This is a genomic window from Aurantiacibacter hainanensis, assembly GCF_036321025.1.
Classification (GTDB): Bacteria; Pseudomonadota; Alphaproteobacteria; order Sphingomonadales; family Sphingomonadaceae; genus Alteraurantiacibacter; species Alteraurantiacibacter hainanensis.
Genome location: NZ_JAZAPB010000002.1, coordinates 888,938 through 908,492 on the forward strand (window position 1 = coordinate 888,938; position 19,555 = coordinate 908,492).

Annotated in this window: 19 protein-coding genes; 13 read left to right on the plus strand and 6 right to left on the minus strand. The window is 63.2% G+C overall.

What is annotated here, in order from left to right:
- Nucleotides 1-78 precede the first annotated feature (78 nt).
- Nucleotides 79-795, plus strand: a complete 717-nt coding sequence (locus AAA989_RS11595) for a response regulator transcription factor (RefSeq protein ID WP_338243723.1) — start codon at nucleotides 79-81, stop codon at nucleotides 793-795.
- 12 nt (nucleotides 796-807) lie between these two features.
- Here the strand turns inward: AAA989_RS11595 and AAA989_RS11600 are convergent, their stop codons facing one another.
- Nucleotides 808-1,509, minus strand: coding sequence for an extensin family protein (locus AAA989_RS11600; protein WP_338243725.1), 702 nt, complete (start codon nucleotides 1,507-1,509; stop codon nucleotides 808-810).
- 208 nt (nucleotides 1,510-1,717) lie between these two features.
- Between AAA989_RS11600 and AAA989_RS11605 the strand changes: the two genes are divergently transcribed.
- The 3 genes from AAA989_RS11605 to AAA989_RS11615 all read left to right on the plus strand — a co-directional run bounded on the left by AAA989_RS11605 (nucleotide 1,718) and on the right by AAA989_RS11615 (nucleotide 5,700).
- Nucleotides 1,718-2,878 (plus strand): phosphoserine transaminase, encoded by a 1,161-nt coding sequence (locus AAA989_RS11605; protein WP_338243727.1) that lies wholly within the window; start codon nucleotides 1,718-1,720, stop codon nucleotides 2,876-2,878.
- A 100-nt stretch (nucleotides 2,879-2,978) separates the two neighbouring features.
- Nucleotides 2,979-4,562, plus strand: coding sequence for a phosphoglycerate dehydrogenase (serA, locus tag AAA989_RS11610; RefSeq protein WP_338243729.1), 1,584 nt, complete (start codon nucleotides 2,979-2,981; stop codon nucleotides 4,560-4,562).
- 25 nt (nucleotides 4,563-4,587) lie between these two features.
- Entirely contained in the window at nucleotides 4,588-5,700 is a 1,113-nt protein-coding gene (locus AAA989_RS11615; RefSeq protein WP_338243731.1) for an ATP phosphoribosyltransferase regulatory subunit, read from the plus strand.
- Nucleotides 5,701-5,744: 44 nt separating this feature from the next.
- Here AAA989_RS11615 and AAA989_RS11620 read toward each other — a convergent pair whose 3' ends face one another.
- Complete coding sequence (locus AAA989_RS11620; protein WP_338243732.1) at nucleotides 5,745-6,560, minus strand: aldo/keto reductase; 816 nt, start codon at nucleotides 6,558-6,560, stop codon at nucleotides 5,745-5,747.
- A 313-nt stretch (nucleotides 6,561-6,873) separates the two neighbouring features.
- Between AAA989_RS11620 and AAA989_RS11625 the strand changes: the two genes are divergently transcribed.
- Nucleotides 6,874-8,163: an adenylosuccinate synthase gene (locus AAA989_RS11625; protein ID WP_338243735.1), complete on the plus strand. Its 1,290-nt coding sequence runs from the start codon at nucleotides 6,874-6,876 to the stop codon at nucleotides 8,161-8,163.
- Nucleotides 8,164-8,241: 78 nt separating this feature from the next.
- Nucleotides 8,242-9,240 (plus strand): winged helix DNA-binding protein, encoded by a 999-nt coding sequence (locus AAA989_RS11630; protein WP_338243737.1) that lies wholly within the window; start codon nucleotides 8,242-8,244, stop codon nucleotides 9,238-9,240.
- A 9-nt stretch (nucleotides 9,241-9,249) separates the two neighbouring features.
- On the opposite strand, the gene AAA989_RS11635 is transcribed toward AAA989_RS11630, so the two are convergent.
- Nucleotides 9,250-10,230: an asparaginase gene (locus AAA989_RS11635; RefSeq protein WP_338243739.1), complete on the minus strand. Its 981-nt coding sequence runs from the start codon at nucleotides 10,228-10,230 to the stop codon at nucleotides 9,250-9,252.
- A 295-nt stretch (nucleotides 10,231-10,525) separates the two neighbouring features.
- On the opposite strand from AAA989_RS11635, the gene AAA989_RS11640 reads away from it, so the two are divergent.
- From AAA989_RS11640 to AAA989_RS11660, 5 genes are all read left to right on the plus strand, one after another.
- Nucleotides 10,526-10,963, plus strand: a complete 438-nt coding sequence (locus AAA989_RS11640) for an SxtJ family membrane protein (RefSeq protein WP_338243741.1) — start codon at nucleotides 10,526-10,528, stop codon at nucleotides 10,961-10,963.
- A gap of 9 nt (nucleotides 10,964-10,972) precedes the next feature.
- On the plus strand, nucleotides 10,973-11,122 hold the full coding sequence (locus AAA989_RS11645; protein WP_338243743.1) for a DUF5989 family protein: 150 nt from the start codon (nucleotides 10,973-10,975) through the stop codon (nucleotides 11,120-11,122).
- Nucleotides 11,123-11,132: 10 nt separating this feature from the next.
- Nucleotides 11,133-12,971, plus strand: a complete 1,839-nt coding sequence (locus tag AAA989_RS11650; RefSeq protein WP_338243745.1) for a carbamoyltransferase family protein — start codon at nucleotides 11,133-11,135, stop codon at nucleotides 12,969-12,971.
- Nucleotides 12,971-14,350 carry an SGNH/GDSL hydrolase family protein gene (locus tag AAA989_RS11655; RefSeq protein ID WP_338243747.1) on the plus strand — a complete coding sequence of 460 codons (1,380 nt, stop codon included), beginning with the start codon at nucleotides 12,971-12,973 and terminating at the stop codon, nucleotides 14,348-14,350. The genes AAA989_RS11650 and AAA989_RS11655 overlap by 1 nt, the downstream gene beginning before the upstream one ends.
- 125 nt (nucleotides 14,351-14,475) lie before the next feature.
- The gene (locus tag AAA989_RS11660; protein WP_338243749.1) at nucleotides 14,476-15,528 is read left to right on the plus strand and encodes an acyltransferase family protein; all 1,053 of its coding nucleotides are present in this window, start codon (nucleotides 14,476-14,478) and stop codon (nucleotides 15,526-15,528) included.
- A 117-nt stretch (nucleotides 15,529-15,645) separates the two neighbouring features.
- On the opposite strand, the gene AAA989_RS11665 is transcribed toward AAA989_RS11660, so the two are convergent.
- On the minus strand, nucleotides 15,646-17,214 hold the full coding sequence (locus AAA989_RS11665) for a L,D-transpeptidase family protein (protein ID WP_338243751.1): 1,569 nt from the start codon (nucleotides 17,212-17,214) through the stop codon (nucleotides 15,646-15,648).
- Nucleotides 17,215-17,225: 11 nt separating this feature from the next.
- Here AAA989_RS11665 and AAA989_RS11670 point away from each other — a divergent pair, with 11 nt between their 5' ends.
- Nucleotides 17,226-18,068 (plus strand): hypothetical protein, encoded by an 843-nt coding sequence (locus AAA989_RS11670; RefSeq protein WP_338243753.1) that lies wholly within the window; start codon nucleotides 17,226-17,228, stop codon nucleotides 18,066-18,068.
- Between the two features lie 22 nt (nucleotides 18,069-18,090).
- Here the strand turns inward: AAA989_RS11670 and AAA989_RS11675 are convergent, their stop codons facing one another.
- Nucleotides 18,091-18,603 carry a hypothetical protein gene (locus AAA989_RS11675; protein WP_338243755.1) on the minus strand — a complete coding sequence of 171 codons (513 nt, stop codon included), beginning with the start codon at nucleotides 18,601-18,603 and terminating at the stop codon, nucleotides 18,091-18,093.
- A gap of 4 nt (nucleotides 18,604-18,607) precedes the next feature.
- Nucleotides 18,608-18,976 carry a PRC-barrel domain-containing protein gene (locus AAA989_RS11680; protein ID WP_338243757.1) on the minus strand — a complete coding sequence of 123 codons (369 nt, stop codon included), beginning with the start codon at nucleotides 18,974-18,976 and terminating at the stop codon, nucleotides 18,608-18,610.
- Between the two features lie 117 nt (nucleotides 18,977-19,093).
- Here AAA989_RS11680 and AAA989_RS11685 point away from each other — a divergent pair, with 117 nt between their 5' ends.
- Nucleotides 19,094-19,525: a YidH family protein gene (locus AAA989_RS11685; RefSeq protein ID WP_338243759.1), complete on the plus strand. Its 432-nt coding sequence runs from the start codon at nucleotides 19,094-19,096 to the stop codon at nucleotides 19,523-19,525.
- The last annotated feature ends 30 nt before the right edge of the window (nucleotides 19,526-19,555 follow it).

Sequence of the window (19,555 nt, forward strand, 5' to 3'; positions counted from 1 at the left end):
TACATCAATCCGTTATAGGTGGGATTCCGAAGTACTACGGATTGGTTCCATGCGGGATTCCTGCGCAGAAGCTGGTCCATGGAACAGCGTATTTCTATCCACATCGTGGGCGGAAACAGCCGCTCGCGCGCCCAGCAATCCCGCCTCGTCATGGACATGGGGCACCATGCGGAAGTCTATTCCGACCTCGTGGAGCTGATCGACAGGCCACCGCGCTCGGGGGTCATCATCGCCAGCGAGGACGTGCTGGAAAACGGTGTCTCCGCCTTGCTCGACGAACTTGCCAGGGGCGGCATCTGGACGCCGCTGGTCGCCGCCAAGACCGATCCCGGAGTCGACGAAGTCGTTGCGGCGATCCAGGCCGGAGCGCTCGACTTCGTGACCCTTCCGCTGTCGGAGGGAGAGCTTGAACGCATGATCGCCCATCTCGAAACCGATGCCGGACAGCACGCAGAAGCGCGTCGCCGCCTGATCGAGGCGCGCCTGCGCATCGGTGCCCTGTCGAAACGGGAGCGCGAGGTGCTCGACTGGCTGGCGGAAGGGTGTTCGAACAAGGCCATCGCCCGCAACCTCAAGATCAGCCCGCGGACGGTGGAAATTCACCGCGCCAACATGATGGACAAGCTCGGCGCCAGCCACGCGGCGGACGCGGTGCGGCTGAGACTGGAAGCGGCCTTTCCAGACGGCGCAGGCAGGGGAAAGCGGAGCGGGCCAGAAAAGCCCGAAGCGACCCGCACCGGCACCGCCTCTACCGGGCGAGCGGCGGCTTCCGGCATGGTCGATCGAGGGGTTTGAAGCGCCAGGGTGCTACCGGCAGTAGGAATTGCCCTTGATCACGCCTTCCACGTGCAAATGGTCGCTGTGGTCGGAATTGTAGTCCGGCCCCAGCACCGTGTCGAAGCGGCGGCACGCGCTGCGCTGGACGATGCGCAGGAACTCCCGCTCCTGCGCGCTTCCGCGCCAGCCGTCCTTCACGCTGATCCGTCGTCCATCGGCCAGCACGAAGCCGCCGATGTCGATGGCATCGGCGCTGGCGTGGGCGGATCGGCGCGAGGTGCCGGCAACGTTCCGGCAGGAAAAGCTGCCCATGGTCTGGATGCTGGCCAGCGGCGATCCGAACACCTGCTGCGCCGCGCGGTCGACGCCGAAGCGGGCCCAGGCGGCAAAGGCGGCGCTGACCGGGCAGGTGACCGGCCCGAGGTTGCGAACGTCCAGCCGGCCATCGTCGCGCGCCAGGGCATGCATCTGCACGGTGTTGAGGTTGCTGCACCCCTGGCCCAGGTAACGATCGGGCAGGGCATCGAACGACGCCCCCGCCGCGCCCAGTTCCGAAAGGCACTGGCGCTCTGTCGCATCGCGGGCAAGGGGAGGCGGCGCGTTCACCGTGGCGGACCGGGCGGTGGTGTCGGAGCGGTTGGTGGAGCCGTAGTCGTCGCCCGACCCCTGAGGCACGAGCGAACAGGCGGATAGGCCCAGCGTCGCCAGCGCCAGAACGACTGTCCGTTTCATCGCGGTCTCCATCATCGATGAGCGTAAATGCTTATACCTAACACCCGGTGAATACGGCAATGCCGGCAACCCCTCGGATGCACGGCATCCACCCCACCGGTTACACGAGAAACCGCAATTTCGTTTGACTCGGGCCGGGCAATCTCTAGTTCGCGCTCCGGGCCACGCGGTCCCAACGCCGCGCGAGCTCTCTGCAAGGAGAGAATACATGACTGCACAACCGACGCTCCGTCCGGAGCGCCCTTTCTTTTCATCCGGACCCACCTGCAAGCCTCCCGGCTGGTCGCTCGACAAGCTGAGCACCAAGAGCCTGGGCCGCTCGCACCGCTCCAAATATGCCAAGGGCCGGCTGAAGTACGCCATCGACCTTTCGAAGGAACTGCTCGGCATCCCCGACGACTATCTCGTCGGCATCATGCCCGGTTCCGATACCGGCGCGCTGGAATGCGCCATGTGGACCATGCTGGGCGCGCGACCCGCGACGGTGGCCGCATGGGAGAGCTTCGGCAACGTGTGGATCCAGGATGCGGTCAAGCAGCTGAAGCTGAAGGACCTGCAGGTGCTGGACGCCGACTATGGCGAGATCCCCGACCTGTCGCAGGTGCCGCAGGAAAACGACGTGGTCTTCACCTGGAACGGCACGACCTCGGGTGCCAGGATCCCGAACACCGACTGGCTGGCACCGGGCAGGGAAGGGCTGGCGATCAACGACGCCACCAGTGCCATCTTCGCGCAGGAAATGGACTGGCCGAAACTCGATGCCACGACCTATTCCTGGCAGAAGGTGATGGGCTCCGAAGCCCAGCACGGCATGCTGATCCTCTCGCCCAAGGCGGTGGAGCGGATCGAGAGCTACGATCCCCCGTGGCCGCTTCCCAAGCTGTTCCGCCTGAAGAAGGGCGACAAGCTGAACCGCTCCATCTTCGAAGGGGCCACGATCAACACCCCCTCCATGCTGGCGACAGAGGATTACATCTGGGCGCTGGAATGGGCCAAGTCGATCGGCGGCCGCAAGGCGATGATCGAGCGCGCCAATGCCAACGCCAGGATCGTCAAGGACTGGATTGAAGCGACGCCCTGGCTGCGCAACATGGTGAGCGATCCGGCCAAGCAGACCAACACCGGCGTGTGCATGGTATTCCAGGGCGACTACATCGACGGCCTTTCAGCCGAGGATGCCGCCGCCGTGCCGAAGAAGATCGCTTCGAAACTCGAAGAGATGGACATCGGCTACGACTTCAACGGCTACCGCGATGCCCCTCCGGGCCTGCGCATCTGGTGCGGCGGCTCTCTGGAGAGCGAGGACATCAAGCGCCTGCTGCCGTGGATCGAATGGGCCTACGAAGAGCTCAAGGCCGGCAGCCTCTGAATTGGCGAAGTCCCGGACGCCAGGTCCGGGACCGCTTTCCCCATGACTGGCCCGATGCGGCCAAAGGTCCCGGTCCGTCCGGGATGACGGAGTGCAACACATGACCAAGCCCAAAGTCCTCATTTCCGACAAGATGGACGAAAACGCCGCCCGCATCTTCCGCGAGCGTGGCTGCGACGTCGACGTGATCACCGGCAAGACGCCGGAAGAACTGAAGGAAATCATCGGCGAATACGATGGCCTCGCCATCCGCTCGTCCACCAAGGTGACTGCCGATATCCTCGAGGCTGCCACCAACCTGAAGGTGATCGGCCGCGCCGGCATCGGCGTGGACAACGTGGATATCGCCGCCGCCTCCGCACGCGGCGTGGTGGTGATGAACACGCCTTTCGGCAACTCGATCACCACCGCCGAACACGCCATCGCCCTCATGATGGCGCTGGCCCGCCAGATTCCCGAGGCCAACACCCGCACAAAGGCGGGCGAATGGCCCAAGAGCGGTTTCATGGGCGTGGAAGTCACCGGCAAGGTGCTGGGCCTGATCGGCGCGGGCAACATCGGTGCCATCGTCGCCAGCCGCGCTCTGGGCCTGCGCATGAAGGTGATCGCCTACGATCCCTTCCTGACCCCCGAACGCGCGGTTGAACTGGGCGTGGAGAAGGTGGACCTCGGCAAGCTTCTGGAAAGGGCCGACTTCATCACCCTGCACACCCCGCTGACCGACGAGACGCGCAACATCCTCTCGCGCGAGCGGCTGGAAGCGGCCAAGTCCGGCGTGCGCATCATCAACTGCGCGCGCGGCGGCCTGATCGACGAGGTCGCGCTGAAGGACATGCTGGAAAGCGGCCACGTGGCAGGCGCCGCGCTCGACGTGTTCCTGGAGGAACCGGCGAAGGACAACCCGCTGTTCGACGCGCCCAACTTCATCTGCACCCCGCACCTGGGCGCATCCACCACCGAAGCGCAGGTGAACGTGGCGCTGCAGGTGGCGGAGCAGATGAGCGACTACCTGGTCGACGGAGGCGTCACCAACGCGCTCAACATGCCCAGCCTGTCCGCCGAGGAAGCGCCGAAGCTGAAGCCCTACATGGCGTTGGCGGAAAACCTCGGTTCGCTGGTTGGCCAGCTGGCCCACGGCGAACTGCCCAAGATCAGCATCGAGACCGAAGGTCACGCGGCCGAACTGAACCAGAAGCCCATCGTCGGCGCGGTGCTGGCCGGCCTGATGAAGCGCTATTCGCAAAGCGTGAACATGGTCAACGCGCCCTTCATGGCGAAGGAACGCGGGATCGAGGTGCGCGAGATCCGCAACGAGCGCGAGGGCACCTTCCAGACGCTGGTGCGCGTTACCGTGGCAACGAGCCAGGGCAATCGCTCGGTCGCTGGCACGCTGTTCGGCAACTCCGATCCCCGGCTGGTGGAAATCTTCGGCATCGGTATCGAGGCCGAGCTTGCCGGCGAGATGCTCTACATCGTCAATCAGGACGCACCCGGCTTCATCGGCCGCGTCGGCGCGCTGATGGGCGAATACGACATCAACATCGGCACCTTCCACCTGGGTCGGCGCGACAGCGGCTCCGAGGCGATCATCCTGCTCAGCGTCGATCAGCCGATCCCGCAGGAAGTGATCGACAAGGCCTGCAAGCTGGACGGCGTGAAGGTGGTCAGGGCGCTTTCGTTCTGACGCCTTTCGGACTAGGGCCTCGCGCATGACCGATCCGACGCAGGACCTGTTGCCCGAGGGGCTGGAAGACCGCCTGCCGCAAAGCGCGGCGGCGGCCACCCGTATCGAACGCGCGATGCTGGAAGTGATGGGCGCGCACGGTTACGACCGCGTGCGCCCGCCGCTGATCGAGTTCGAACGCTCGATGGGTCGCCGCATGGACGGGGTGATGACGCGCCACCTGTTCCGCTTCGTCGATCCGGCAAGCCTGCGCACCCTTGCGCTGCGCAGCGACATGACGGTGCAGGTCGGCCGCATCGCCGCCACCGGCCTGGCGGACGCGCCGCGCCCGCTGCGGCTGTGCTATGCCGGTCAGGTCGCCCGCATCACCGGCAGCAAGCTGGAGCCGCGCCGCGAGAACCTGCAGATCGGCGCCGAGCTGATCGGCCGCGATACCGTGGCCGCCGCGGGCGAGATCGTGGAACTGGCCATCGCCGCGCTGGAGGCGTCGGGCGCGACAGGCATCTCGGTCGATTTCACGCTCCCCGACCTGGTCGATACCCTGGCCGACGGCCCCCTGCCGCTTACCCCCGATCAGCGTGCGCGCGTGCGCCGCGAGCTGGATACCAAGGATGCGGGCGGACTGGTGGAAGCGGGCGGTGAGGCCTACCTGCCGCTGATCCACGCGACCGGCCCGTTCCCCGAAGCGGCGGACAAGCTGGCAGCGCTGGACAGCACCGGCGTTCTCGAGTCCCGTATCGACGGCCTGCGCCAGATCGCCAGCCGCATCGGCCAGCGCGCGCGCCTGACGCTGGACCCCAGCGAGCGGCACGGTTTCGAATACCAGAGCTGGTTCGGTTTCACCCTCTATGCCGAAGGGGTGCGCGGCGAACTTGGCCGGGGCGGCACCTACTGCATCGGCGGCAGCGAGGAGCCTGCCACGGGCTTTTCCCTTTACCCGGAAGAACTGGTGGAATCGGTGAAGGCCGACGAGCAGCTGGGCGACAAGCTGTTCCTGCCGCTGGATCACGATCTTGCCGCGGCAGCGGAACTGCGCGGACAGGGGTGGCGGACCGTCGCCGCTCTGGACAAGGGAGACGATCCGCGCGCACTGGGCTGTTCGCACACCCTGGAAAATGGCGAGGCGAAGGCGCTCTAGTCCCTCCGCCCCGCCTAGGCCCGTTGCCGCCGGGGCTCAGGTTTTCAGCAAAACTCCGAGGGGTCTGGCCCCATCCGCCCCTTGGCGCTGTCGAGCGCATCGATGGCGTCCATCTGCTGGTCCGACAGAGTCAGCGAAAGCGCGGCAAAGTTCGCCTCGATATGATCGCGGCTGCTCGCCTTGGGTATCGGCGCGAGGCCATGTTGCAGATGCCAGGCGAGGATTACCGCAGAGGCGGGCTTGCCGGTTTCCTCGGCAATGCGCTGGACGGGGCCGGCTTCAATGCCCTCGCCCTGGCCCAGGGGTGACCAGCTTTGGGTCACGATGCCCATCTCCTCGTGCACCTTGCGCAATTCGCGCTGCTGGAAAGAGGGGTGCAGTTCGATCTGGTTGAGCGCGGGCACCACGCCCGTTTCATCCACCACGCGCTTCAGGTCATCCTCGCGGAAATTGGATACGCCGATCGACTTCGCCTTTCCCGCGTCGCGCAGTTCGATGAAGGCCTTCCAGGTGTCCACGAACTTGCCCTCGTCCGGGCACGGCCAGTGGATCAGCAGCATGTCCACGTGCTCGCGTCCTAGCCGCTGCAGGCTCTTGTCCATCGCTTCGAGTGTTTCGTCGTAGCCCTGCCGATCGTTCCAGATCTTGGTCTGTAGGAAGATGTCGCTCCAGTCGCCGATGCCTTTGCCGACGCCGCTTTCGTTCTCGTAGACAGCGGCGGTGTCCACCAGCCAATAGCCGACATCCAGCGCGGTGCTCACGGCCTTGGTCGCCTCGCCGTCATCCAGCTTGAAAGTGCCGAAGCCCAGCTGCGGAATCTGCCGGTCGTCGTTCAGGGTGAGGGTGGGATAGTCGGTCATGCAAGTCTCCTTTGCTTTCCCAACGAGGTCGCGCGCCGATCTTTCCGTCATTCGCACATGGACTTTCGTCACGACCCGCGACTGTCCTGCAGGAGAGCGCTGGAGGCAGTGCGAGTGGATGGAAAGGCCGGATAATTCTTCCCCTCGCGTGAATGCGTCGACTTCGCAAAGGAAGTGCAATCTTCTGTATTTGTTGAGGAATAGGCGGTTTTCGGCAATCGTCACGAGGTCAACTTCGTCAACCTCGCCAGTTGCCCTTTCGCCCCGCTTTGCCTAGGGCGCGGCGGGCTTTTCGTTAAAAGGATCTACCGCATTGGCCAACGTCACCGTGATCGGCGCCCAGTGGGGCGATGAAGGCAAGGGCAAGATCGTGGACTGGCTGGCCGCCCGTGCCGATGCCGTGGTGCGTTTCCAGGGCGGGCACAACGCAGGCCACACGCTGGTGGTGGGCGATCAGACCTACAAGCTCTCGCTGCTGCCCAGCGGCATTGTCACCGGAACGCTCAGCCTGATCGGCAACGGCGTGGTGCTGGACCCGTGGGCCCTGCGTGACGAGATCGCCAAGCTGGAAGGGCAGGGCGTTGCCATTACGCCGGAGAACTTCGGCATTGCCGACAACTGCCCGCTGATCCTGCCGCTCCACCGTGACCTTGATGGCCTGCGCGAGACGGCGGCGGGCAAGGGCAAGATCGGCACCACCGGGCGCGGCATCGGCCCTGCTTATGAGGACAAGGTGGGCCGCCGCGCCATCCGCGTGTGCGACCTGGCGCATCTCGATTCGCTGGAACCGCAGCTCGATCGACTGTGCGCGCACCACGATGCGCTGCGCGCCGGTTTCGGGCAGGGCGGCGTCGACCGCGAGAAACTGCTGGCCGAACTGCGCGAGATCGCGCCTTTCGTGCTGCAGTTCGCCCAGCCGGTGTGGAAGCGCCTTAACGAAGTGCGCAAGTCGGGCGCGAAGATCCTGTTCGAAGGCGCGCAGGGCGTGCTGCTGGACGTGGATCACGGCACCTATCCCTTCGTCACCAGCTCCAACACCGTCAGCGGCACCGTGGCGAGCGGCAGCGGGCTTGGCCCGAATGCGGCGGGCTTCGTGCTGGGTATCGTGAAGGCCTATACCACCCGCGTGGGCAGCGGCCCCTTTCCCACCGAACTGGAGGACGAGGTCGGCCGCAAGCTGGGCGAACGCGGCCACGAATTCGGCACCGTCACCTCGCGCAAGCGTCGCTGCGGCTGGTTTGATGCCGTGCTCGTGCGTCAGACCTGCGCGCTCTCGGGCGTTACCGGGATCGCGCTGACCAAGATCGACGTTCTCGACGGGTTCGAGACGATCCGCATCTGCACCGGTTACCGGCTGGGCGACAAGGTGCTCGACTACCTGCCCGCCCACGCCGCCGAACAAGCCGCCGTCGAACCGATCTACGAGGAGTTCGAGGGCTGGGAAGGCACCACCGTGGGCGCGCGCAGCTGGGCAGAGCTTCCCGCACAGGCGATCAAGTACATCCGCCGCATCGAGGAACTGATCGAATGTCCGGTGGCCAGCGTTTCCACCAGTCCGGAACGCGAGGACACGATCCTGGTGCGCGATCCCTTTGCCGATTGATCCTAAGCGAGGTTTCTTGACTTAGGCCCTGTTTGTTCTACTTGTGTTCCCATCACGATTCGCGAGGGGAGCGCAAGGATGGCCGATATCGATTTCGCTTACGAGATGGCTGCCGACGCGGCCGGATTGCCGCTCGCCGTCTCGATTTTCGCCGATGCCGGGGACGTGCGCGATCTGCTGGCGGAAGACGTCGGCGCGGCCGGTTTTGCGACGCGGGAAAGCGGGACGCTGGATCAGTTGCTGGCGGGAGATGCGCGCGCGCTGGGAGACCTGGTGCTGGTCGATTGCCCCCGGCCCGATGTCGCTTCGCTGGCGGCGCTGGCGCGGCTGGATAGCCGGGCGGCGCATTCGGGGGCGCGGCTGATCGTTTCCACTTCCGTCGCCGGGCTGGAGGACGTGTTCGGTGCCTGCGCGGAATCGAACGCCCAAATTCTCGTCGACCCCACGAGGGCGGACCGGGTGGTGGCGCTGGGCCGGATGTTGGCCGAGGTGCCGAACCTGCGCCTGCGCGAACTGTCCGAGACCGACCGCCTGGCGCTGCTGCGCCTGACTGAACAGGTGGGCAAGATTGCCGAGCGGCTGGACAAGCTGGATCGCGGCAGCTGGGCGCAGGACGCCATGGCCGATGACGACAGTGCATTCCGGTTTGAAAGCCCCGTCGATAGCTACTGCGCGTCCGGAATGGAGCGCCAGCCGGTGCAGGCGCCCCGCCGCCAGAGCCGCGCCCCGCTTCCCAGCGCTACCCTGGTGCGCAAGATCATTTCCGCGCGCAAGCTGCGGGCGCGCTTCCTCGACGGCGAACTGTTCGCCGATCCCGCATGGGACATGCTGCTGGACCTGACGGCGGCCCGAACCGAGCACCAGCGCGTCTCCGTCACGTCCCTGTGCATCGCCTCGGGCGTGCCGCCCACCACCGCGCTGCGCTGGATCGGTCAGATGACGGAGTCCGGCCTGTTCGAACGGGTGGAGGACGATACCGACCGCCGTCGCGCCTTCATCCGCCTGTCGGACAAGGCGGCCGACGGCATGGCGCGCTATTTCGCCGAACTCGGGCAGGATGCGAAGGCGCTCGTCTAGGGAGTCGGTCTAACGGTTGTTGAAGGCGTTCTGGACCCGTTCGGGATCGGTCACGCCATTGGCGATCAGCACCTGGCACAGGATACGCGCCTTGGCTGGCCCCAGCGCGCGGGATGCGACGAAGCCGTTGGCATCGTCCTCCGGTTCGCGATCTACAAGACCTTCGTCCACTCGCGTGGAGCGGACCACCACGATGCCCTGCCGCGCTGCGTCCGCCAGCGCGCTTCGCACGACGTCGGGCGCGTTGCCATCGCCAAGGCCTGCCAGCACGATGCCTCTGGCGCCGTCCTCCACCAGCCTGGTCACGCTGTCGGCGGTCTGTCCGGCATAGCAATGCAGGATCGGCACGCGCGGGAATTCCTCGGGGAAGTTCCACCGCGCCGACTCGCCGAGGCGCCACTGCGGTTGCAGCCAGTCGAGCGAAGCGGGCGTGGCCAGCGCCGCAGCCCCACGCGGAAAGCTCTCGAACGCGTTGGAGCCGGTGGTGCGCGCCTTGCGGGCATCGCGCGCAGAAAGCACCTGGTCTCCCATCACCAGCAGCACGCCGCGACCGGGCGCCTCGGCATGGGCGGCCACCTTTACGGCATTGGCGAAGTTCCTGAGCCCGTCGCTCCCCACCGCATCCGCCGCGCGCATCGCGCCGACAAGGATGACAGGCTTCGTGGGTGGCAGGGTCAGGTCGAGAAGGAAGGCAGTTTCCTCCGCGGTATCGGTGCCGTGGGTGATGATGATGCCGTCGCAGTCAGGATCGGCGATCGCGGCGGAAATCCCCTGGTGCAGGTCGCGCCAGATGGCGGGGCCGATATTGGCCGAATCGATGTTGGCGACCTGCCGCCCTTCCAGCCGTGCGGGCAGTTCCAGCGCGGCCACATCCTGCAGGAAGGTGGCGATATCAATCTGGCCCGGCCGATAGTCACGACGAGTGGCCGAACCGGCCTCCCCGGCAATGGTGCCGCCGGTGGCAAGGACAAGGAGGGAAGGGCTGGGCATCGCGCGGGCGTTAGCGGGGCCGCAGCGGCAAAGCCAGCGCGGATCGTCCCCGATGCGACCCGCTGACAGGCGATGACGGGCATGCCTGCCGACTTCACTTAAGGCTGTCACACCTGGCGGACACGCGCATCGGCATACTTTAGGGTTACACCCACTTAGCCCCTCCGGATTCCATAAAGACAATTGTGCGCAAGCATCTGGGAGATCATCATTACCTTGGCGCCATTGCAGCTTGCGATAGCGGTTATGACGCATCCGGGGGCACTGACCGTCCGGAGCGATGGGGAGGGGCGAGATGGCCAAAACGGCCCACGATACGTTTGAGGATCACCAGGAAGTCCAGGGCCCGTCAGACAGGGCTTTCGGCCTTACGGTCGGCGGTATTCTTCTCGCGATCATGCTCGTCCGCCTGTTAGCATTCGAGGCCGGCACCACGAGCACGCTCGTGCTGGGCGTGCCCGGTGCCTTGCTCGTCCTGCTGGGAATCGTGTGGCCATCCTCGCTCCACCTGCTGAATGTGGCATGGGCGAAACTGGGGCTGCTCCTCGCCAGCATCGTAAACCCCCTGATCATGGGGCTGATCTACCTGTTCCTGTTCGTCCCGATCGGCCTCGGAATGAAGCTTTTCGGCCGGGATGCTCTCAGGATGAAGCGCCCCGCCGCCAACGAATCCTACTGGATCTCTCGAACACCGAGCGATCCCGATGCCCGAAGCATGGAAAACCAGTTTTGAGGAACGCACATGGAACTTGCTAGAGAACTCTGGACATTTCTGAAGGCGCGCAAGAAGCTCTGGCTGGCGCCGATCTTGGCCATCATGCTGCTTTTCGGACTGTTGATCGTCCTGACGCAAGGTACGGCTGTCGCCCCCTTCATCTACACGATCTTCTGAAAGCGGATCGATGCGGATACTTGGCATTTCGGCCTTCTATCACGACAGCGCCGCCGCGCTTGTCGAGGACGGCGAGATCGTCGCCGCGGCCCAGGAGGAACGCTTCACCCGGCGAAAGCACGATCCGCGTTTTCCGCGGGAAGCGATCCAGTACTGCCTCGCGCAGGCCGGGTGCACTCTCGACGACATCGATCACGTCGTCTTTTACGAGAAGCCTTTTCCGAAATTCGAACGGCTGCTTGAATCCTACTTCGCCACCGTGCCTCGAGGCTTCCAGTCCTTCCGCATGGCAATCCCGATCTGGATCAAGGAAAAGCTGTTCCAGAAGAAGATGCTGCGCGACGAGCTTGGCAAGTTGTGCGGAAAGAAGAGCTGGGACGGTTCTTTGCTGTTCACCGAGCATCACCAGTCGCACGCGGCGAGCGCGTTCTTCCCGTCCCCGTTCGAAAGTGCCGCCGTCCTGACGATGGACGGGGTTGGCGAATGGTGCACGACGTCCCTTGGGGTCGGCAAGGGGAACCAGCTGGAGATACTCAAGGAACTGCACTTCCCGCATTCGCTGGGACTGCTTTATTCCGCCTTCACGTATTACACCGGCTTCCGCGTCAACTCGGGCGAATACAAAGTCATGGGGCTCGCGCCCTATGGCCAGCCGCGGTTTGTCGACAAGATACTCGACAACCTGATTCACGTGCACGCGGACGGTACGTTTTTCCTCAACCAGGAATACTTCAACTACGTCACAGGCCTGACGATGACCTCGCCGGCTTTCGATCGCCTGTTCGGCGGCGCCCCTCGCAAGCCGGAAGAACAGCTTACGCAGCGCGAGATGGATCTGGCCGCGTCGATCCAGGCAGTTACCGAACTGATCGTCCTGCGGCTCGCAAGATCGATCCGCGACGAGACGGGGGAACGCAACCTGTGTCTCGCGGGAGGCGTCGCTCTCAACTGCGTTGCCAATGGCAAGCTGCTTCGCGCCGGCATATTCGATCGCATCTGGATACAACCTGCCGCCGGCGATGCCGGGGGCGCGCTGGGAGCTGCGCTGGCCGCCTGGCACCAGTTCCACGGTGAGGCACGAACGGTTCGACAGGATGGACGAGACACCATGTCCGGCTCCTATCTCGGTCCCTCGTTCGAACAGGCGGACATCGAGGACCGGCTCCGGTCGGCAGGCGCACGCTTCGATGCCGTCGACGAGAAGGCGATGATCGAGCGGACTGCGGACGCGTTGACCGAAGGAAAAGCGGTGGGCTGGATGCAGGGCCGCATGGAATTCGGTCCGCGCGCCCTGGGCGGAAGATCGATCCTCGGCGATCCGCGTTCCCCGACGATGCAGAAGACTCTGAACCTCAAGGTGAAGTACCGCGAGAGCTTCAGGCCCTTTGCCCCTTCGGTGAAGCGGGAGAGCGTGTCCGAGTGGTTCGAGCACGACGGGGACAGCCCCTACATGCTGATCGTCGGCGACGTCGCAGGCGACCGCCGCCGCAAGATGACCGAGGAAGAGGATAACCTTTTCGGCATCGACAAGCTGAATATCGTGCGTTCGAAAATCCCCGCGATCACGCATGTCGATTACTCGGCGCGTATCCAGACGGTGCACCGGGAAACGAATCCGCGCTATTGGGAACTCCTGTCCGCATTCGAGAAGCGCACAGACTGTCCCGTGTTGATCAACACGAGCTTCAACGTGCGCGGTGAACCGATCGTGTGTACCCCAGAAGATGCGTTTCACTGCTTCATGGGCACCGGGCTCGATTTTCTCGCTGTCGGCAACTGCGTGATGCGGAAGGATCAGCAGGATCCCGCCCTTGCGCGCGATTACCAGAACGAATTCGCCCTCGACTGATGCGCAACCCGCGAACTGGGGAATCGGCTGCCGCTCGTGCGCATACCGAGGCTGACAAGCCATCGCCGAGCAGGGCGCTGGCCGTGCTGCTGTGCCTCATTCCGGCAACCTATTGTCTGGCAGTGCTGGCCTATGCCCTGCTGAACTTTTCGGCTTACGGAGCCGATCTCCCGCGCTTCCTGCGATACATCGCGGCGCCAGGGCTCATCGCCGCCGCTTTCGTCATCGGCGCTTTGCTTCTCCCCCCTCGCAAGGGCGCGAATTTGGGGCTTGGAGCCACGGCAGTCCTGATCGCGCTCCTGATTGTGGAATTCGTGCTCAATGCCCGCCTTGTAATGGCGATGCTCAGTGTTGCCTCGACTCTGGGAACAGGTTCCGGCGAGAGCGAGGAGGTCGTCCGTGGGCATTCCGGCATTCCGCCGATGTACACCAGCAAGATGTTGTCGGGCGCGATGGAGGTCGATCGGCTTGAGCAGGCCGTGCTCGGGGGCATCCCCGGAGAAGAAGTCGTCCTGTGCTCCCAGGAGGGGGAACTGCTGTATTACACCGCCGACCGCTTTGGCTTCAACAACGATGACGGCATTTACGACGCTCCGCTGGAGATCATGATCGTCGGCGATTCTTTCGTCGAAGGTCACTGCCAGCCAAGGCCCGATACCTTCGGCGGAAAGATGCGCGATCTGCGGCCCCAGACAGCAGCCATCGGAATGCGCGGCGGAGGGCCGCTGTACGAGTACGCCCTGATCGGCCGCTACGGCACGCAATTCCAGCCGGACTGGGTGGTGATGGCGTTCTTCGAAGGAAACGACTGGCAGAACCTGCGCCGCGAGGCCGCGACCCCCTGGCTTGCCGAGGCACTGACGCCCGGAGCGGATTTCGGCCAGCCCCGCCTTTCCTCAGAGCAGATCGAGCTTGCAGGAAATGTCATCGACGAACTGTGGGCGGAGGAAACGTCCGCGGGAGACGTGGTGGCCAGATCCTCTTTCGTCCGTAACATCCTGGCGTTGAACCAGGTCTGGGGATCGCTGGGCCTCGACTATCCGAGGATTACCAACGACCAGCCCATCTACTCGGAGATACTCGGGCGAGCCAAGGCATTGACCGAGAGCTGGGGCGGACGGTTCGTCCTTGTCTACATTCCGCAGGGAACCCGGTATCGCGGATTGCTCGACAAGTCGTTCCTGTATGACGAGTTGCGAAACGACGTCCTGAACGCTGCCGAGGCGCATGGCATCGAGGTCGTCGATCTTGCCGAAGCCTTCGCCGATGCCGAGAATCCGAACGACCTGTTCGCGGCCGACGGCCATTTCAGCCCGGCCGGAGCGGCAGTGGCGGCACGTGTGCTCGAGGCGAGAATCTCGGCGCTGGAAGACAACTAGAAGGCGGGCCCGCAGTCCCGAGGGAGCGACTGGTTCAGAGGAGGGGCGAAACATACAAGGCAAGTTGAAAAAAAGTCGGTAAGCTGCTGATACTATAACAGTTATCGCGAATGGCAGTCCCGGCAATGGATCACGAAAAATCGCATCTGACTGCACTTGACGGACTGAGGGGCTTTGCCGCTCTGCTGGTTGTCATATCCCATAGCGCGAACCATGGCCTCCTGCCCCCGATCCTTGGCAATGGCCTCGGCAAGATGGGTGTCATAGTCTTCTTCGGTCTCAGCGGTTTCCTGATGGGATACCTGTATGGCCAGAAGGACCTGACCGGAAAGGCTCTCTGGGATTATGCGGTAAACCGGGGCACGCGGGTCTTGCCTCTGTATTACTTCACGGTCTTCATCGCCATCATCAGCTTTTACGCGTTCGATTTCGTTCTTCTGAATTCCGACGGCCCTCTGGCGATCGTGCAGAACATCGCGATGATCAGGGGAAGTAGCACGCTGTGGACTATACCTGTCGAGATCCACTTCTATTTCCTGTTCGTGATCGTCTGGATCTTCGCGATCAGATCGCAATCCCTGACGATCGCCGCGGCCCTGCTTTCGTTTCAGCTAGTCGGTTATCTCGCCCTGGATTTCTTCGGCGTCGGGCTGAAAGCCTCGATCTTCGCCTGGCTCCATATCTTCCTGGCAGGATCCCTGCTGGGAATTCATTATCCGTCCCTGCGCGAGGAATTCGCCGCGATCGGAGAAAGCAGGCTTCTCAGCTTCCTGGGGTGGATTGTACTTGTGTCGGCCGTTTTCGCGATCCCCGGCGTGAGGCGGGAGCTCGGTATTCCGATGGCCGCGCAATATCTCGATCCGATCACCGTTGGCTATCCGCTTCTCGTGCTTGTCCTGACCGTGTTCGCCGTGGGACCGCTCGTCATTTTCAGGCATCACATCCTGCGCTGGTTCGGCAAGATCTCGTATTCGTTATATCTGCTCCACCTGATCGTTCTGACCTTCGTCAAACTTGCAATCATCAACGGCTTGATGCCTGCCCAGCTCGGGTTTCCGGCCACCTTGGCGGTTTCGAGCCTGGCGGCTTGGGCGGCCTATACTCATCTTGAACGGCCATCACAAAAGGCGCTCCGCTCGATGCTCAGGTCCGTCGTTGAGCGCCGCGTCCCTTCGTGAAGTGCCGGCGCGAGAATTGCGGGATCACATGGGAGGGCCGTTGCGCCGCGCTCATGGCTGCTTCTGGGCTGGGAAAGCGAACATGACAGAACGCAGCCAAGGGGGAAAACTAAGGTCTTAGGGGCCTAAATCTTGAATATGCGTCTGCAGCGTTGGAGATCGGCGGGGCTCGTAGCCCAACGCTTCGGCCACGCGTTCGTCCCAGCCATAGGCATCGGTGCGGAACCGTATGTCGCCCGCGGGAGAGAGGAAAGCGGTGTGATAAAGTAATCGCACCGGGATGTTGCGCGGAAGGTCGACGGAGGTCTCCTCGCCGGTCTCCTGCGCCTCTCTATATTCCGACAGCACGCCGACATCCTCGGCCATCATCCGGGCAAATTGAGGGGCGTTCTCGACCCTGATGCAACCATGGCTGAGGTGGCGCTGGTTCCGGTCGAGGAGCGACTTGGCGGGCGTGTCGTGCAGGTAGATTGCGTGATCGTTCTGCAGATCGAACTTGACGATCCCGAGCGCATTTTCGGGGCCGGGCAACTGCACGATCCAGCCATTGCGTCGGATCATGTTGTTGCGTTGCAAATAGCCGGGACCGCGTGGCGCGATCTCCTCTTCCTGGATTGATCGCGGTATAGTCCAGGTCGGATTGGCAACGAACCTGTAGAAGGGGGAGCCCAGTTGTGGCGTCTCCCAACCGGGCTGCCCCACCACCACCACGCGTTGATCGCGCAGTTCGCCATCACGGTAATAATCGAGTTGCGCAGCAGCGATATTCACGTCGATGCGGGTGGCAGGACGGTCGCGCTGGAGCCAGCGCAGCCGCTCGAGGTTGACCGCGAGAATGCGCGACCTTTCCTCGGCACCGGTATTGAGAACCTCCAGTGTGCTGGGGCCCACTATGCCGTCCTGGGCGATACCGAAGTCGCCTTGGAACCGCTCGACGGCTTGAGAGATGGCGGGAGTGTACAGATTGCTTTCATCCCCACCGGTTCCGCCTTTGAGGTAACCGTTGGAACGGAGGACCTGCGCGATCTGGGGCACCCGTGGATCGGTGTCTCCCTCGCGGATCAGATCGCCGCTATCGATGGACTGGCCAGCGCCCTCGGCTGCCTCGCGCGCATAACGAAGATAGGCTTCGGACAGCGCGCGATACTCGGCATTCGGCGGCGCGAGGCTTTCCAGCCATTCGCCGGCATTGTTATCCGCCACAGCTGCGCTCAGACCGCCGATCAGATCAAGCTCGGGGCGCGGAATGGTGTAAACTGAAAACAGCTCAGTCGGATCAGCCTTTCCGTCGCCCAGCGCATCGCCGAGGTCGAGTGCCGCCGCGGTAAGCGCAACTTCGCGCGCGGCAGGGTTGCCTGCCCCCTCCACCGGGCCGATGTATTCGACAGGTTTCAAACCGTGTCGACCGGCATTGCGCAAGGTTTGCACTAGCCCGCCTACATTCTCGGGGGTCCAGGCCGGTTCCCAGTCCCTGCCTTCATAGAATTGTCGCACACGATCGCTTGAGACGATGCGCTGCAGGTCCTGCTGGCTCACCGCCTCCGGATCGACGAGGTCGGCGCTGTCGGAATGTCCAATTTCCTGGCCCGACCGTGCGGCTGCTCCGTCACTGCCGGAGCTTTCGTTCCCGCATCCCGGAATGAGAGCCACCGTCGCCAGCAAGGCGATCGTCCGAATGGTGTTCATGTGTAACTCGCTTGAATATCGCTATCTTATTGATCCAACGGGCAGAACAGACTGCCGATCCCGGATTTCCGCTGGGCCTTGCTACGACAGGAATTTGCGTCTGGAGATCAATCCAACGCTATCAGCGCGCGATTGATCGGAAAAACCATTCAACAGGCCGGGTGCGTTCCTATCTTTCACGGATAAGGGAACGGGTGATCGTTTTGACGAGGAAAACTGCAGCTGGAATACTAAGTCGCCTTCTGGTGGGCGCTGGGTGCGCGTTTGCCTTGCTTGCATCACCCGCGACAGCCCAGAGCACTGCGCCGGGGCAGGCAAAGGCCGACTATCTCGCCTGGCTCGCGCAGTCGGCGCAGAACCGCGACAACGTGCGAGCCTTCCGCACTTTCCTGCTCGACCGAGAAGTGAAGGATGTTCTGCCCCTGTGGCAACTGGTGCGGACCTCGTCATCGTGGCGCGAATGCAGCGCAGACAGGTTCGAGGTCGCTCCCGTCCAGCAATGGCAGAACATCGTCAACACGCTCTCTTTTGTGGATGACGAGGTGCTGCCCGCGATAGGCAACGTAGAAGCGCTCTCCGCCTACAGGAACGAGGATCTGAACAGTTGTTCGGGGGGACGTCCGGGTTCCGCGCATCGAATGTTTTTCGCCATGGACCTGGTTCCCACCGACGAGGAAATCGAGCGCCGCGACATGATTGCCCGGCTCTGCACGATCCACGCAGCACGGGGGGAGGAATACCGAACCGGGCTCGGATTCTATTCCGGGCTGCGCTTCCACGTGGATAGCAGCGGCTTTCGCCGTTGGGGACCGGACGGAAGGGGGGCGACTTCGCCCTGCAATCGCTTCGCTTGAAGCAACCTAAACCTCGGGGAACCTATTCCTCTTCGACGATATTCGCCGTTCCCGGCACCGTGCAGAGCGGATCACCGACCAGATCGGTCGCCTCCCTTGCCGCTTCTTGTGTAACGCCGGTTTTCTCAAACCACGCCCCGGCCAGACTTGCGTCGGGGCCACAATAGTAGGCGCAGCCTTCAGGCAAGCTGTTGGGAAATTCGAGTTCTCCGCCAGAAATCGTGGCAAGTATTTCGCAATCCCCCTCGCCAGACATTGTCAGAAGGACGCTTCCATTCCTCTTGGCCGCTTTTCCGAGGCCGCTGCAAGCCGCGCCGTCAGAGGCGACGGTAACGATGCCGAACCATACCGGGCCGGAAGGAGCGCGGAGCATGCACATGCGGTCTTGTTCCGCGCCCTGGCCATCGCCCAGATAGAGCCCGGTCAGGTCCGAGATCTCTACAGGCTCGTCGATTGCCTCACTGTCCTTGCCACAAGCCGCAAGGAGCAAGAGCAGGGGGAGGACTGAACGTCGCACCCTCAAGGAAACGAGCATGTGACTATTGCCAATATGGAGTCACGACCCAGTAAGTGTAGACTTCACGTTGGTAGTCCGGATCATACTGCCGATCGCGGTCGCTTTCTGAGTGAGTGGGCGCATTACGCAGTTCATCCTCGGTGACGTCCAGTTTGTACCCGTCGAGAAGAGTATCATAATTGAGCTTCTCCCAAGGAAGGCTGTGAAGTTCGCCGCCCATGCCGAAGAAGGTGCCAACCGAGATTTCGACATCGCGGGCCTGGCCGGTGATCTTGTCGATCATGATGCGACGGACGGTGCCGATCTTGTCGCCGTCCTTTCCGAAAACGGTTGTGCCTTCCACGCGGTCACTTGCAATTACTGAATGATCTCTGGGCTTATCGTCAGGCATGCTCCTTCTCCTGTCGTTCGACTTGGTTAGGAGGAGCTATCGCATCGTTCGGGAGGACAACTCCTCATTCGATCAATGAGCGGAGGACTGGATGGTGCCACGACAAGGTCGTAAAGGGTGGTGGAGTTTGTTTCGGAGGCGATTATCGGCGGCTCGAATATGCGGAAAAACGAACCGGAAAGCGAAGATGGCGAGTCAGAGAAGCGAACTGATCTTGCCGAGGACCGCACGGCTCAGGCAACGGAAAGAACATTTTTCGGAGCCCTTCGCACCGCTTTTGGGGCGATCGGGTTGGCGATCGCATTCCATGTCTTTTTTGGCGATTTCGAGCCGCCTTGGCTTGCTCGCGGCATTGCCAGCGCCTTCCTTGTCTTGGCGGCCGGGATCGCGCTCATGGCCGGGCGGCGGGCCGGAAAGTCTTTCGAGAATCTGTCCGCTCATGAGGTGGAGACTGTTCGAAAGCACTGGATAGGCGCACTGAGCTGGTCTGTAGCGATCGCTTCAGGGATATTGATCGTCGGGCTCTGGGTGCTCAGAAGCGGCCCCTAGGAGCGGGGTTCCCGGTATATGCGAGACTGC